The organism is Embleya scabrispora (genome assembly GCF_002024165.1).
GTDB lineage: Bacteria > Actinomycetota > Actinomycetes > Streptomycetales > Streptomycetaceae > Embleya > Embleya scabrispora_A.
The window spans coordinates 5058619-5072301 of the sequence record NZ_MWQN01000001.1 but is presented as its reverse complement, the minus strand read 5'-3'; the positions used below and the strand labels follow the sequence as shown (position 1 = coordinate 5072301).

The window sequence follows — 13683 nt, the reverse complement described above, 5'->3', positions numbered from 1 at the left end:
GTCGGTGTGGCATGCCGCGGGACGGCACGTTGCTGACGGGTGGGTCAGGAAACGTGTCGGCGCCATCGGCTGCCGGGCACCTGGCCGGGCTCGCAGCCGATCACGTACCGCACGCGGCGGCCACGCGCCCGGCGGGCGGGCGCGCGACAGCCGCGGGGCTTGCAGCCCCGGGCCAGTCGCGGGTCCATGCTCATCGTGCCCGCGCCCTCAGCCGCGCCCGTGCCGGATCGCCGGGTGGGCGCCGGCGGCGACCAGGTCGGCGACCGAGCTGCGCGGGTCGCGACCGGTGACCAGCGACTCGCCGACCAGGACTGCGTCGGCGCCGTTGTTGGCGTAGGCGATCAGGTCGTGCGGGCCGCGCACGCCGGACTCGGCGATGCGCACGCAGGTGTCCGGGATCAGCGGGGCGATCCGGGCGAAGTTGTTGCGATCCACCTCGAGGGTCTTGAGGTTGCGCGCGTTGACCCCGATCACGGTGGCGCCGGCGTCGAGCGCGCGGGCGGTCTCCTCCTCGTCGTGGACCTCCACGATCGTGGTGAGACCGATCGAGCGGGAGCGCTCGATCAACGAGATCAGCGCGTTCTGCTCCAGGGCCGCGACGATCAGCAGGGCGACGTCGGCGCCGTGCGCGCGGGCCTCCCACAGCTGATAGCTCGTCACCATGAAGTCCTTGCGCAGGACCGGGATGTCGACCGCGGCGCGGACCGCGTCGAGGTCGTCGAGCGAGCCGCCGAAGCGGCGCTGCTCGGTGAGCACGCTGATCACGGAGGCGCCGCCGGACTCGTAGTCGGCGGCGAGGCCCGCCGGGTCGGCGATCGCGGCGAGCGCGCCCTTGGAGGGGCTGGAGCGCTTGACCTCGGCGATGACGGCGATGCCGTCGCCGCGCAGGATGCTCTCCGCGTCGCGGGGCGCCGGCGCCTGGACCGCGAGTTCCTTGATCTCGTCAAGGGATACGCGGGCCTGTCGTTCGGCGAGGTCGGCGTTGACGCCGTCGATGATCTCGTCGAGCACAGTCACGCCCTACATCCCCTCGTTCGTCCGGAGAACCTGCTCCCCCGGCCCTTCGATGGTATAGGCCGATTCGAACAGACCCGACACATCGCACCGCCGAGGAGGTGGGGGCAGCATACGGCGTCGCACGGTCGGTCCGTGCGCACGGTCCGACTCACGGAACCGCCGCCGATCACTGTGCGTCAGGGGGCGAGCGCCGCGCCGAAGGGCAGGTCGCGAACGATCCAGAAGACCAGTACGACGGCGAGCAGCGCCCGCAACCAGCGAGGATCGGCCAACGTGCGCCGCGGCTCGCCGCGCCCGGTACGCACCGCCCAGCGCAGCCACAACCACCCGATCAGCGGGAAGAGCGCGACCGCCAGCGCGTTGTAGCCCAGCGCCGCCGGCAGGTCGAGGTGGGTGAGCGCGTGCACGCAGCGCAGCCCGCCGCACCCGGGGCAGGGCAGGCCGGTGATCACCAGGTAGGGGCAGGACGGGTAGTGGCCGCTCTCGCGCGGATCCACCAGGCCCACATAGGTGGTGGCGGCCGCGAGCACCGCCAGGCTCGTGGCCGGAAGCGCCAGGTTGCGCAGCCGGAATCCGGTGCTCGGCGCGGGGCGGGCGGGCATGCTCACGGAGTCATTGTGCCGTCGGGGCGCGCCGTCACAGGTCACCCAGCGTGTCTTTCCACCCCAACAGGAAGACGCCGACCATCCAAGTGGTCCAGAAGATCACCCCGAGCAGGACGGTCCCGATCGTCCAGTTGCGCGCCCGCAGCGAGGCGAGCCGGGCGCCCGCCACATCCCCGCGCTGCCACCGCTCGTTGACGCTGGTCGCCGCGAGCAGCGCCGGAACCCCGGCCAGAAAACAGCAGAAAACGGTCGCCACGACCGCCCAGGCGAGGTAGTTGTCGGGCGCCCCCGGCGGCGGCCCGGCGGGCGGCGGCGTGGTGGGCGGCCCATAGGGCGGCACGGCATGCCCGAACGGCCGAGGCGGCGCATTCCACTCCCGAGGCCGATCCCCACCACCGGGAGCCCCCGGGTAGCCGTACGCCACTTTCCCCCCTAGGCCGACAACCCAACCCTAGAACACCCCACCCACCACCACCCGAAAACCCACCCTCAAGCCCCCAGACCCGACCGGCACACGACCCCAAGCAACAAAAGCCGCCCAAACCCACGCAGCCCGACGGGCATTCGAAGCCAAACAGCCCAGCCGACCCTCAAGCCCAAACACCCAACCGACGCTCGAACCCACTCAGCCCGGCCGGCGCTTGAGGCCAAGCAACCCAACCGACGCCCGAGCCCACTCAGCCCGGCCGGCGCTCAAGCCCAAGCAACCCAACCGACGCTCAAGCCCAAGCACCCAACCGACACCCGAGCCCACTCAGCCCGGCCGGCGCTTGAGGCCAAATAGCCCGGCCGGCGCTTGAGGCCAAAGGCTGCCGCACGGCCCGAGTGCGTTCGAGGCCAAAGGCCGCCGCACGGCCCGGGTGCGTCAGCGACGCGCGGGCGCAGCCCCAAGCCCACCCATCCGCATCCCCGCCCCGGCGATGCAGCCGACCAACACCACCGCGGCCCCGACCCAGAAAAGCATCACGTTGGCCGCGATCATCGCGACACCCGAGACGGTGCAACCGATCAGCGCCAGTATGGTCACGGTCCAGGCCGCGGGGGTGCTGCCGTGGTTTCCGGCTTGCGACGACATCGATCGACTCCTTCGGCTTCACAACTGACTGCTCACGCGTAGGCGCGCGGGTCGCACCCGCGCGATCCTTATTGTCACCCGCCCGGAGCAGTGCTCAGCGCGTGGGGTCCTCGCCCCGGTCCAACGCGTTCCACAGGTCCGCGTTGGTCGCGGTACCCCGCCGGACCTCGGCCCCCCGCCCCGCCGGCGCCTCGTAGCGGTTGGACATTCCGGGCCAGCGCCGCCCGCGGACCACCACGAACAGCCCGGCCAGCACGATCAGCACACCGCCCACGGCCGCGAACCACGGCCAGACCGCGTGGCTCACGTCCACCGCCCGCACCCCCTCGACGGCCGCCTTCTTCGCCGCCTCGCCGTCCACCGCCGAGGTGTCGCGAGCGCCCTGCACCGCCAGCACCGTGACCCCGGCCCCCGCCAGCGCGATCAGCGCGCCGATCAGCGTGCGGCCGACGGTCCGGGTCGCGAGGATCGCCAGGCCCCCCGCCAGGCCGAGCAGCGCGAGCGCCGAGGTGGCCTTGTTGATCGTGTTGCCGCTCGCGTGCACCGCGATGTGCGAGCCGTGCACCAGCGCCGTGCCCTCGGCCCAGGTGCGTCCCGCCACCGAGAGCACGACGGCCGCGCCGGCAAGGACCAGCAACACCGCGGCGGTCAACTCACGCCGGGCGGCCTTGCGTTCGCGCACGGCGACGTCCACCGGCTCGGCCGCCCCGGCCTCGGGTTCGGCCGCCTCGGCGGTCGGCGCCCCGCCCGGCGATCGGTCGTCCGTCTCGGTGCCGCGGCGCGCCGCGCCGGCCTCGGTCCTCGCGTCGGTCATGCATCCAGCATGAACCACGCCTCGCCGGGCCTTGACCCGGGTCGGGTCCACGCCCCACCAGGGCGCCCCACCGGAGCATCCCGCTCCGTCAGGACGCCGGGCCCTCGTGCGCCGGTGCCAGCGTGGCCGCGATCGCCACCGCGCGCAGCACCGCCGCCGCCTTGTTGCGGCACTCCACGTCCTCGGCCTCCGGCGACGAGTCGGCGACCACACCCGCACCCGCCTGGACGTAGGCGACGCCGTCGCGGATCAGCGCGGTGCGGATCGCGATCGCGGTGTCGAGGTCGCCGGCGAAGTCCACGTAGCCCACACAGCCGCCGTACAGCCCGCGCCGGGTCGGCTCGAAGTTCTCGATGATCTCCATCGCCCGCGGCTTGGGCGCGCCGGACAGGGTGCCCGCCGGGAAACACGCGGCGAACACGTCGAGCGCGGTGCGCCCCGGCGCCAACTCGCCCACCACCGTGGACACGATGTGCATCACGTGGCTGTAGCGCTCGACCGACATGAAGTCGACCACCTCGACCGTGCCGGGCGCGCAGACCCGGCCCAGGTCGTTGCGACCCAGGTCGACGAGCATCAGGTGTTCGGCGCGTTCCTTCGGGTCGGCCAGCAACTCCTCGGCGAGCGCGGCGTCCTCGGCGGGTGTGGCGCCGCGATGGCGGGTGCCCGCGATCGGGTGCACCATCGCCCGCCCCTCCTCGACCTTGACCAGCGCCTCGGGGCTGGAGCCGACCACGTCGAACCCGCCCTCGGCGCCGCCGTCGGGGCCGGGCATCCGGAACAGGTACATGTACGGGCTGGGGTTGGTCGCCCGCAGGATCCGGTACACGTCCAGCGCGCCGGCCTCGGTGGGCATCTCGAAGCGCTGGGAGAGCACGATCTGGAACGCCTCGCCGGCCCGGATCTCCTCCTTGGCCGCGGCCACCGCCTTGCGGTACTCGGCCGAGCCCCAGGGGCCGACCGCCTCGGCCGGCGCCGCACGCTCGAACGCCGCGGCGGCCAGTCCGGTCGGCCGGGCCAGGTCCGCGGTCATCGCGTCCAGCCGGGCCACCGCCGCCCGATACGCCTCGTCCACGCCCGACTCGCGGTTGTCGTGGTTGATCGCGTTGGCGATCAGCAGCACGCTGCCGTCCACGTGGTCGAGTACCGCGAGGTCGGTGGCCAAGAACATCATCAGTTCGGGGATCCGCAGGTCGTCCACGCTCGACTCGGGCAGCCGTTCCAACCGGCGCACGATGTCGTACCCGAGGTAGCCGACCATCCCGCCGGTCAGCGGCGGCAGGTCCAGGCCCGGGACGCCGTGCGGGGTGTGCAGCGCCTCCATCGTGGCCCGCAGCACCTCCAGCGGGTCGCCGTCCACCGGCACGCCCACCGGCGGGGTGCCCAACCAGCGGGCCCGACCGGCCACTTCGGTGAGCATCGCCGCGCTGCGCACGCCCACGAACGAATAGCGGGACCAGGAGCGGCCGTTCTCCGCGGATTCGAGCAGGAAGGTGCCGGGCCGCTCGGCGGCGAGCTTGCGGTACAGCCCCACGGGCGTGTCGCCGTCGGCCAGGAAGCGCCGGGTGACGGGGATGACGCGCCGGTCGCGGGCGAGTTCCCGGAAGGTGTCCGGGTCGGGGGTGACGGTTCCGGTTGTCATGGCGAGCGCAATCTCCCGGGCGGCGGGTCGGCGGAGGGGACCGGTCCGGCGGCCGGACGGTCGCGAGGCGACGGGCGGGGGCGGACGGTCAGGAGGAGACCGGCAGGACGTCGGCGTCGAAGCAGGTGCGCGCGCCGGTGTGGCACGCGGCGCCGGTCTGCTCGACCCGCACGAGCACCGCGTCGCCGTCGCAGTCGAGGGCGGCCGAGACCACCTTCTGCACGTGGCCCGAGGTGTCGCCCTTGACCCAGTATTCCTGCCGGCTGCGGCTCCAATAGGTGCACCGGCCGGTGGTGAGCGTGCGGTGCAGCGCCTCGTCGTCCATCCAGCCGACCATCAGCACCTCGCCCGTGTCGCTCGCCTGGGCGACGGCGGCGATCAGGCCGTCGGGGTCGCGCTTGAGGCGGGCGGCGATGCTCGGATCGAGGTCGGACGGCCGCGCGGGCGGGTGGGAGGCACCGGTCATGCGCGCATTGTCGCAGACCCGCGCGGGCCGGCCGCGCGAGCGTTCACAGGCCGGTATCGGCCGCGCGCAGCGCCCGCACCGCGTCCGGGTCGCCGGTGACCTCGACCCGGGCGTGCTCCTTGCGGCCGAACAGGTACAGCAGCAGTTCGGCCGGGTGTCCGGCCAGCGTGACCACGGGGCTGCCCTTGTGGATCGGCTGCGCCGGCTCGTCGGCACCGGTGTCGGTGCGGCGCAGCGCCACTCCCACCGGCACCCCGCGCAGCGCGATCCGCGAGGAGCCCTTGGCCCGCTTCCACAGGATCTCGGTGAGCGCGGGGTCCAGCTCGCGCGGTTCGGCGCCGCCGGGCTGGGCCCGCCGGACGTCCTCCAGGTGGATGAAGTACTCCATCGTGTTGGCCGCCGCGTCCACGCCGGGGATGCCGAACGCGGACAGCGTCGGCGGCCCGTCGGCGACCAGGCGCACGCTCTGCTCGTACGGCTTGGCCGCCTGCCGCAGCCGCACCCGCTCGGTGTGTCCGGCGAGCGGCTTGAAGACCAGGCCCGGTCCCGAGTCCGGGCGGCGTTCGCGGACCACGAGGTGGGCCGCGAGGTCGCGGGTGGTCCAGCCCTCGCACAGGGTCGGCGCGTCCGGTCCGAGGACGCGCAGCAGTTCGGCGAGCGCGGCGCGTTCGGCGCGGGCGTGGGAAGTCGGCATGTGCCGATCCTTCGGCCCGCGCCGGACGAAATCAAGGGGCGCCACCCGTGACGGGCCCGGTCACGGCGAGGCGGCCACCGGTCCCGGCTCCTTGGGGTGGTCGGTCTTTTGCTGCGCGCTCAGCCAGCGCAGCGCGTCGGGCAGCACCGTCTGCCAGGTCTTGAAGTTGTGCCCGCCGGTGGGCAGGACCAGGGTGTCCACCTTGAGCGGCGGCTTGGCCAGCTTTTGGAACTCCCTGGTGTCGGCGAGGTTGGGCTCACCGCTCTCGCTGCTGGTGAGCAGGAGGCTGACGGGCGGCATGGGCATGTTCTTCAGCCGCCACAGCAGGTCGTTCTGGTTGCGGTAGGCCTTGCTGCCGCCGTACAGGTCGCCGGTGTCGCCGTCGGCGGGGGCGCCGTAGTCGGCGGAGAGCGCGACGCCGGCGCCGATCCGGTCCGAGTTGAGCATCGGCAGTTTGGCCGCGCAGTAGCCGCCGGTGGAGTCGCCGAGCATGGCCCAGCCGCGCGGTCCCGGGGCGACCCGGTAGGCCTGGTTTATCGCCTCGGGCAGGTCCTGGCTGAAGAACATGCCGACCTGCGGGCCACCGGGCACGTCGGTGCACTCGGTGTCGCGGTCGAGGCCGACGCTCGGCTTCATCATCACGTAGATGGTGGGCTGGACCCGGCCGGCGGCGATCTCGTTGGCGGCGATCTTGGGCAGCTCCAGGCGGGTGACCAGGTTGCGCTCGTTGCCGGGGTAGCCGGTGAGCGTGACCACGACGGGGAAGCGCCGGTCCTTGTACTGGGCCTGGAAGTATTGCGGCGGCAGGTAGACGAGCGCGGGTGTGCCCATCCCGCTGCGTCGTCCGACCAGGTCGACCTGCATGATCTGGCCCGCGACCTGGGGGTTGCTCCCCTGCGGGACGTCTATCGTCTCGGTGCCCTTCTCCTTGACCAGCTTGGGCATGTCGCCGGGGCCGGTCTCGCCGAAGTTCAGCACCGGTTTGCCGGTGCGCCCGAACAGGTCGTCCCAGGTCGTATAGAAGACGAAGTAGCGGTTGCCGATCACCGCGACCGTGGCCAGGAGCAGGACCTGCGTGCTCAGCAGGATGCCGACCCGGCCCAGGATGGGCACCACGTGCTGGCGGGAGAGTTTGGGCCAGAAGAACACGGCCGCCGACGCCGCCGCGACGGTGACGAGGCACAGCAGGATGATCAGTTTGAGGCTGGTGAGGCCCACAGCGGCGTCCTCGGTCTATCGATCATGGTCAGGGCACGCCCGTGGAGACGAGCCCGACCCGGGGTTTGGTTGCGGGTAACCGCGGCGTCGCGAGCCCGTTCGCCGGGGGGCGCCCGAAACAGGGTGACATGCGGGAATGGTCTGCTCCAATCCGCCCGGAGGCCGGTGATCCGGATCGAGGCGGCGGGGCGGACGGGGAATCGGCACGGTCGGCGGCGCCTTGTACGTTCATCGGACAAACATCGTCGACAGCCCCGTTCGCGGCGGCTTCGTTCCCATGGATTCCGGTGAATCCATGGCAATCCGCGTGAAAGTGAGCCCCGTGGCGGACAAGGTCGTTCTGCGACAAGGACTGCGCGTACTCGGCGTCGCGATCCGCGAGGAACCTCGGATCTTCGCCGCCGCGGTGAGCGCGAGCGCGGTGTACGGCGTGATGACGGTGGGCTCGGCGCTGGTGCTCGGGCGGGTCACCGACGACGTGATCATCCCGGCCTTCCGCGACGGGCACACCACGGCGGGCGCGCTGATCGGCGCGTTCGCGGCGGTGTTCGGCGTCGCGCTGCTCAAGGCGTTCGGCGTGATCGGTCGGCGGTTGTGGGCGGGCGTGATGCAGTACCGCCTCCAGGCCACCTTCCGCCGCCGGGTCACCCGGCAATACCTGCGGCTGCCGCTCGCCTGGCACCACCGCCACCCGACCGGCACGCTGCTGTCCAACGCGAACGCCGACGTCGAGGCGGCGTGGAACCCGGTGGCGCCGCTGCCGATGGCCACCGGCGTGGTGGTGATGCTGTTCGTCGCGGCGATCTCGATGGTGATCACCGACTGGGCGCTGGCCCTGGTCGGCTTCGTGATCTTCCCGGCGATCGCCGCGCTCAACATCGTCTATCAGCGCAGGCAGGGGCCGCTGGCGATGCGCGCGCAGGAGTTGCGCGCCGACGTCGCGGAGATCGCGCACGAGAGCTTCGACGGCGCGCTCGTGGTCAAGACGCTGGGCCGGGAGAGCGAGGAGACCACCCGGTTCGCGGCGGCGTCGCGGGAGTTGGCCGACGCGAACATCGCGGTGGGCCGGGTCCGGGCGCTGTTCGATCCGATCCTGGAGGCGCTGCCCGGCTTCGGCGTGCTGCTGGTCCTGGTGGTCGGCACGGTCCGGGTCTCGCACGGCAACCTGGCCCCGGGCGACCTGGTACAGGTCGCCTACCTGTTCACCCTGTTGGCCTTCCCGGTCCGGGCGATCGGCTGGCTGCTCGGCGACATGCCGCGCTCCGTGGTCGGCTACGACCGGGTCCGCGGCGTGCTGGACGCCGAGGGCGAGCACACCTACGGCGAGACCGAGGGCGGCGACGCGGCGGCCGGTCCGGCCCGCCTGGAGGCGCGCGCGGTGCGCTTCGGCTACAGCGACGACACCGACGTGCTGCACGACGTGGCCTTCGATGTCGAACCCGGGCGCACCATCGCCGTCGTCGGCCCGACCGGATCCGGCAAGTCCACCCTGGTCTCGCTCCTGGTCCGGCTGGTCGACCCGGTGGACGGCGGGATCCTGCTCGACGGCACCGACCTGCGCGACTACCGGCGGGGCGGGATCGCGGCCACCGCCGCGCTGGTCCCCCAGCAGGCGTTCCTGTTCGACGACAGCGTCCGCGACAACATCACCCTGGGCCTGGATCTGGACGACGCCGCGGTGCACGAGGCGCTGCGGATCGCCCAGGCCGACTTCGTCGCCGCGCTGCCCGACGGCCTGGACACCCAGGTCGGCGAGCGCGGCACCACCCTCTCCGGCGGCCAGCGTCAGCGGATCGCGCTGGCCCGGGCGCTGGTGCGCCGACCACGCCTGCTCGTCCTGGACGACGCCACCTCCGCGGTGGACCCGCGCGTGGAGGCGGCCATCCTGCACGGGCTGCGCGACGCGGGACCGGCCACGGTGGTCGTGGTCGCCTACCGCAAGGCCACCATCGCGCTCGCCGACGAGGTGGTCTACATCGAGGGCGGCCGGGTGCTCGACCGCGGCCCGCACCACACGCTCCTGGAGCGCTCGGTGGGCTACCGCCGCCTGGTCAACGCGTACGAACGCGCCGCGCGCGAGGACGCGGAGCGGGAACTCGACACCGACATCGACGTCAGCGAGGCCGAGGAGGCCACGGCTTCATGAGTATCGCCACCGCCGTGCCCAAGCCGGCCGAACCCGAACCCGAACCCGAGCCGGAGACGAAGTCGGGCTCCCGAATAGCCGCCGACGCCGACAAGCCGATCGAGTCGGGTCTGAGCGTGCTGCGCCGCGGCCTGCGGATGACTCCGGAGTTCACCGAGGGTCTGATCGTCACCCTGCTGCTGGCCGTGATCGGCACGGCCGGCCGGATCGTGGTGCCGCTGGCCGTGCAGCAGACCATCGACCGGGGTCTGCGCGCCGACGCCGGCCCCGACCTGACCGTGGTACGCACCATGGCCGCGCTCGCCGCGCTCGCGGTGGTGGTCACCGCGGTGTCCGCGTACGCGATGAACGTGCGGCTGTACCGCACCAGCGAGCGCGGCCTGTCCACGATGCGGGTGGCCGCCTTCCGGCACATCCACGACCTGTCCACGCTGCACCAGCAGTCCGAGAAGCGCGGCTCGCTGGTCTCGCGGGTGACCGGCGACGTGGACACGATCAGCCGATTCATCCAGTTCGGCGGCCTGTTGCTGATCGTCAGCGTCGGGCAGATCGCGCTGGTGACGGTGCTGATGTTCGTCTACTCCTGGCAGTTGACCCTGCTGGTGTGGGTGTGCTTCGCGCCGCTGTACTTCTTCATGCGCGCGGTACAGAAGCGGATCGCCGCCGCGTACTCGCACGTGCGCGTCGCCATGGGCCGGATGCTCGGCGCGATCTCGGAGCCGGTGGTGGGCGCCGCGATCGTGCGCGCGCACGGCATCGAGGAGCGCACCGCGCGCCGGATCGACGAGTCGGTCGACGCGCACCGCGACGCGCAGACCCGGGCCCAGTTGTTCGTCGCGTTGACCTTCCCGATGGGCGAGTTCGTGGTCGGCCTGGCCAACGGGCTTGTGGTGGTGGTCGGGGTGTGGCTGGGCATCGACGGGCAGCTCAGCGTGGGCGAGCTGGTCGCGTTCCTGTTCCTGGTCACGTTGTTCGTGGGCCCGGTGCAGATGGGCGTGGAGATTCTGAACGAGGCGCAGAACGCGCTAGCGGGCTGGCGTCGGGTGCTGGAGGTGCTGGACGCGGAGCCGGACATCGCCGATCCGGGCGAGGCGGGCGAGGAGTTGGCTCGCGGCCCGGTCGAGGTGAGGTTCGACCACGTCTCGTACGGCTATCCCGGCGGCCCGCGGATCCTGCACGACGTGGACGTCACGCTCGCGCCCCGGACCCGGGTGGCGGTGGTCGGCGAGACCGGCTCGGGCAAGACCACGTTCGCCAAGCTGCTCACCCGCCTGGTCGACCCGGACCAGGGCCGGGTGTTGCTCGACGGCGTCGACCTGCCCCGGGTGCGCTTCTCGTCGCTGCGGGCGCGGGTGGTGATGGTGCCGCAGGAGGGTTTCCTGTTCGACGCCACGCTGCGGGAGAACGTGCGGTACGGCCGGCCGGACGCGGACGACGCGGCGATCGTCGCCGCGTTCGCCGACCTGGGGTTGGCCGACTGGCTCGCGGGGCCGGCCGGCGGCCTGGACACCCGGGTGGGGCAGCGCGGCGAGTCGTTGTCGGCGGGCGAGCGGCAGTTGGTCGCGCTGGTCCGGGCCTACATCGCGGATCCGGACCTGCTGGTCCTGGACGAGGCGACGTCGGCGGTCGACCCGGCCACCGAGGTCCGGATCAACCGGGCGCTGGACGGCCTGACCCGGGGCCGCACCGCGGTGTTCATCGCGCACCGGATGTCCACGGCCGAATCGGCGGACGAGATCCTGGTGTTCGACGCCGGAAAACTGGTCGAACGCGGCCCCCACACACAACTGGCCGCCACCGGAGGCATCTACGCCCGCCTCCACGCCTCCTGGACAGCCCAACAAAAACCCACCCAGCCCTCATAGCCCGGCGAGCACACCAAACCAACCCGGCCGGCGCATGAGCCCACCCAGCCCGGCCGCCGCAACCAGCCCGGCCGGCGTTTGAGGCCAAGTAGCCCGGCCGGCGCTTGAGGCCACTCAGCCCGGCCGGCGCTTGAGGCCAACCAGCCCGGCCGGCGCATGAGGCCACTCAGCCCGGCCGGCGCTTGAGGCCAACCAGCCCGGCCGGCGCATGAGGCCACTCAGCCCGGCCGGCGCTTGAGGCCAAATCAGCCCGGCCGGCGCTTGAGGCCAAATCAGCCCGGCCGGCGCTTGAGGCCAACCGGGCCGGAGGCCGGCCGGCATCGTTCGTGGCCGAAAACCTATTGCAGGGGCGCCGTCAGCTTTTTGGTCTCGTCCGAGTAGGACACCAGGCACTGGACCTCACGATCACCGGAGGCCCAACCCGATTCCTTCGGGTAGATGTAGAGCCAGGTCAACTGCCCCGCATCCGGCTGACGCCCGATCACCGGTTCGGTGATCGGCTTGCACACCGCCGACGCCTTGGTGTCCATCTCCGCCTCGCCGGGCCAGGCCCCGTCCGGCAGCGCGACGTTCTCGATGTGCTGCCCGTCGTGCGGCGTGGTGCACCCGACCTTGTTCACGTCGGTGCTCCCGGCCGTGAACGAGATGCAGTCGCCCGGACTGAGCGGGACCTTGCGGACCGCGACGCTGCCGTTGGGGTTGGTCGCCGGCGGCGAGGTGGGGGCTTCCGTGGCCGGCGGCTCGCTCGTGGGCGGCTCGGGCGAGTCCGTGGGCGAAGCGGCGTCGCTCGGCGGCGCACTCGTGGGCCGGGTCGCGCTCGGCGTCGGGCCCGCCTTGTCGCTCTTGCCGTCGTCGCCCAGGCTCACCACCAGGGCGATCACACCGCCGGCGATCACCAGCGCGACGACCACCACGATCGCCACCGCGCGACCGCTCCGGCCGCCGCCGGGCGGCCCGGTGGGTGGCCCGGCGGGCGGGCCGTAGGGCGGACCTCCGCCGTACGGCGGGCCGCCGCCTCCGTAGGGCGGGCCCGCGCGATAGGGCGGACCGCCGATGGTCGGACCGTCATACGGCGGGTACGGGGGCGGGTTCGCGGGCGGGGGCCCCGCCGGGCCGCCCGGATAACCACCGCCGGCGCCGCCGCCGTATCCTCCCCCACCGGAGTTGCCGTAGCCGCCGGCGCCCGGGTTGCCGCCGCCCCGATCACCGCCGGGATATCCGCCGGGACTGCTCATCACGTCGATCCCTCCCCCAAGGGCCGAGCGCTCGGTCAGCGCAGGGGCTTGGTGAGTGTCTGCCCCGACTTGTACTTCGCGATGCAGGTCACCTTGCGCCGACCGATGTCCCAGCCCGGCTGCTTCGGGAAGGTGTAGGTGAAGGTGAACTGCGAGGCGTCGGAGCGCCCGTTCACCGCCGCGGTCAGCGCCGGCGTGCACTTGGTCTCGGTCTGGTCGGTGATCGCCGACTCGCCCGGGTAGGTGCTGCCGGTCAGTTCGTAGGTCATGATGACCTCGCCGTTGTGCGTGGAGGTACACGTCTTCTTGTCGATGGTGCCCGAGGTGGTGTCCAGGGTCACGCAGTCGCCCTTGGACAGGTCGACGTACTGGACCTCGGAGGGCATGGTCGGGTCCGTGCCGCCGGACGAGGTGGTGCGCGGCGCGGTCGGGCGGCTGGTGGTCGGGCGGGTCGTGGGCGGCGCGCTCTGCGTGGCGCTCGGCGAGGACACGGCCGAGGTGGTCGGAGCGGGCGTGGGCGACGCCGACTTCTTCTTGTCGTCCCCGCCCAGGACCACCACGAGGGTGGCGATGATCCCGCCGACCACGACGATCGCGGCGATCACCACGGCGATCAGCGGGCCCTTGCCGGAGCCGCCCTGGTTGGGGCCCGGCGGCATGCCGCCGCCATAGCCCCCGCCACCGCCGTAGTTGCCGGGATACTGCGGTCCGCCGCCACCGTACGGGTTCTGCGGTGGAGGTGGGTACTGCTGCCCGCCCTGGGGGTACTGCTGCCCGGGGTACGGCTGGTTGCTCGGATAACCCTGGCCTGGCTGCTGCCCGTATCCGGGGTAGCCACCCTGTCCGGGTGATGGCGGCATCGTCATGTGCCTAGCCTGCCCGATCGGGTGAACCTCGCGCTCGGCC

The 13683-nt window shown here is 72.5% G+C and carries 14 protein-coding genes; 2 read left to right on the top strand and 12 right to left on the bottom strand.

What is annotated here, in order from left to right:
• Positions 1-44: 44 nt before the first annotated feature.
• From trpM to B4N89_RS22465, 10 genes are all read right to left on the bottom strand, one after another.
• Positions 45-194, bottom strand: a complete 150-nt coding sequence (trpM, locus tag B4N89_RS53390; protein WP_355539697.1) for a tryptophan biosynthesis modulator TrpM — start codon at positions 192-194, stop codon at positions 45-47.
• A gap of 13 nt (positions 195-207) precedes the next feature.
• A complete protein-coding gene (gene trpC / locus B4N89_RS22505; RefSeq protein ID WP_078977631.1) occupies positions 208-1017 on the bottom strand; it encodes an indole-3-glycerol phosphate synthase TrpC in 810 nt (269 codons plus the stop codon).
• Positions 1018-1193: 176 nt separating this feature from the next.
• A complete protein-coding gene (locus tag B4N89_RS22500) occupies positions 1194-1619 on the bottom strand; it encodes a DUF2752 domain-containing protein (RefSeq protein WP_235618966.1) in 426 nt (141 codons plus the stop codon).
• A 34-nt stretch (positions 1620-1653) separates the two neighbouring features.
• Positions 1654-1962 carry a CD225/dispanin family protein gene (locus B4N89_RS22495; RefSeq protein WP_078977629.1) on the bottom strand — a complete coding sequence of 103 codons (309 nt, stop codon included), beginning with the start codon at positions 1960-1962 and terminating at the stop codon, positions 1654-1656.
• 525 nt (positions 1963-2487) lie between these two features.
• A complete protein-coding gene (locus B4N89_RS22490) occupies positions 2488-2697 on the bottom strand; it encodes an HGxxPAAW family protein (RefSeq protein WP_078977628.1) in 210 nt (69 codons plus the stop codon).
• Between the two features lie 94 nt (positions 2698-2791).
• Complete coding sequence (locus B4N89_RS22485; RefSeq protein WP_078977627.1) at positions 2792-3511, bottom strand: TIGR02234 family membrane protein; 720 nt, start codon at positions 3509-3511, stop codon at positions 2792-2794.
• An 88-nt stretch (positions 3512-3599) separates the two neighbouring features.
• Positions 3600-5153, bottom strand: coding sequence for an anthranilate synthase component I (locus B4N89_RS22480; RefSeq protein WP_078977626.1), 1554 nt, complete (start codon positions 5151-5153; stop codon positions 3600-3602).
• Positions 5154-5241: 88 nt separating this feature from the next.
• Entirely contained in the window at positions 5242-5619 is a 378-nt protein-coding gene (gene hisI, locus B4N89_RS22475) for a phosphoribosyl-AMP cyclohydrolase (RefSeq protein ID WP_078977625.1), read from the bottom strand.
• A gap of 43 nt (positions 5620-5662) precedes the next feature.
• Positions 5663-6313, bottom strand: a complete 651-nt coding sequence (locus B4N89_RS22470) for a TIGR03085 family metal-binding protein (protein ID WP_078977624.1) — start codon at positions 6311-6313, stop codon at positions 5663-5665.
• A 60-nt stretch (positions 6314-6373) separates the two neighbouring features.
• The gene (locus B4N89_RS22465) at positions 6374-7531 is read right to left on the bottom strand and encodes an alpha/beta hydrolase (protein ID WP_235618731.1); all 1158 of its coding nucleotides are present in this window, start codon (positions 7529-7531) and stop codon (positions 6374-6376) included.
• Positions 7532-7853: 322 nt separating this feature from the next.
• Here B4N89_RS22465 and B4N89_RS22460 point away from each other — a divergent pair, with 322 nt between their 5' ends.
• Together B4N89_RS22460 and B4N89_RS22455 are read left to right on the top strand one after the other, a co-directional pair.
• Positions 7854-9677: an ABC transporter ATP-binding protein gene (locus B4N89_RS22460; protein WP_078977623.1), complete on the top strand. Its 1824-nt coding sequence runs from the start codon at positions 7854-7856 to the stop codon at positions 9675-9677.
• Positions 9674-11542: an ABC transporter ATP-binding protein gene (locus B4N89_RS22455; protein WP_078977622.1), complete on the top strand. Its 1869-nt coding sequence runs from the start codon at positions 9674-9676 to the stop codon at positions 11540-11542. The genes B4N89_RS22460 and B4N89_RS22455 overlap by 4 nt, the downstream gene beginning before the upstream one ends.
• A gap of 338 nt (positions 11543-11880) precedes the next feature.
• Here B4N89_RS22455 and B4N89_RS22450 read toward each other — a convergent pair whose 3' ends face one another.
• Together B4N89_RS22450 and B4N89_RS22445 are read right to left on the bottom strand one after the other, a co-directional pair.
• The gene (locus B4N89_RS22450) at positions 11881-12777 is read right to left on the bottom strand and encodes a septum formation family protein (RefSeq protein ID WP_078977621.1); all 897 of its coding nucleotides are present in this window, start codon (positions 12775-12777) and stop codon (positions 11881-11883) included.
• Positions 12778-12812: 35 nt separating this feature from the next.
• The gene (locus B4N89_RS22445; protein ID WP_078977620.1) at positions 12813-13643 is read right to left on the bottom strand and encodes a septum formation family protein; all 831 of its coding nucleotides are present in this window, start codon (positions 13641-13643) and stop codon (positions 12813-12815) included.
• Positions 13644-13683: the final 40 nt, after the last annotated feature.

Excerpts from the sequence above, each read along its gene's own strand:
- trpM (WP_355539697.1), bottom strand. The coding sequence starts at position 194 with ATGAGCATGGACCCGCGACTGGCCCGGGGCTGCAAGCCCCGCGGCTGT.
- B4N89_RS22500 (WP_235618966.1), bottom strand. The coding sequence starts at position 1,619 with ATGCCCGCCCGCCCCGCGCCGAGCACCGGATTCCGGCTGCGCAACCTG.
- B4N89_RS22490 (WP_078977628.1), bottom strand. The coding sequence starts at position 2,697 with ATGTCGTCGCAAGCCGGAAACCACGGCAGCACCCCCGCGGCCTGGACC.
- B4N89_RS22485 (WP_078977627.1), bottom strand. The coding sequence starts at position 3,511 with ATGACCGACGCGAGGACCGAGGCCGGCGCGGCGCGCCGCGGCACCGAG.
- B4N89_RS22480 (WP_078977626.1), bottom strand. The coding sequence starts at position 5,153 with ATGACAACCGGAACCGTCACCCCCGACCCGGACACCTTCCGGGAACTC.
- hisI (WP_078977625.1), bottom strand. The coding sequence starts at position 5,619 with ATGACCGGTGCCTCCCACCCGCCCGCGCGGCCGTCCGACCTCGATCCG.
- B4N89_RS22470 (WP_078977624.1), bottom strand. The coding sequence starts at position 6,313 with ATGCCGACTTCCCACGCCCGCGCCGAACGCGCCGCGCTCGCCGAACTG.
- B4N89_RS22455 (WP_078977622.1), top strand. The coding sequence starts at position 9,674 with ATGAGTATCGCCACCGCCGTGCCCAAGCCGGCCGAACCCGAACCCGAA.
- B4N89_RS22450 (WP_078977621.1), bottom strand. The coding sequence starts at position 12,777 with ATGAGCAGTCCCGGCGGATATCCCGGCGGTGATCGGGGCGGCGGCAAC.
- B4N89_RS22445 (WP_078977620.1), bottom strand. The coding sequence starts at position 13,643 with ATGACGATGCCGCCATCACCCGGACAGGGTGGCTACCCCGGATACGGG.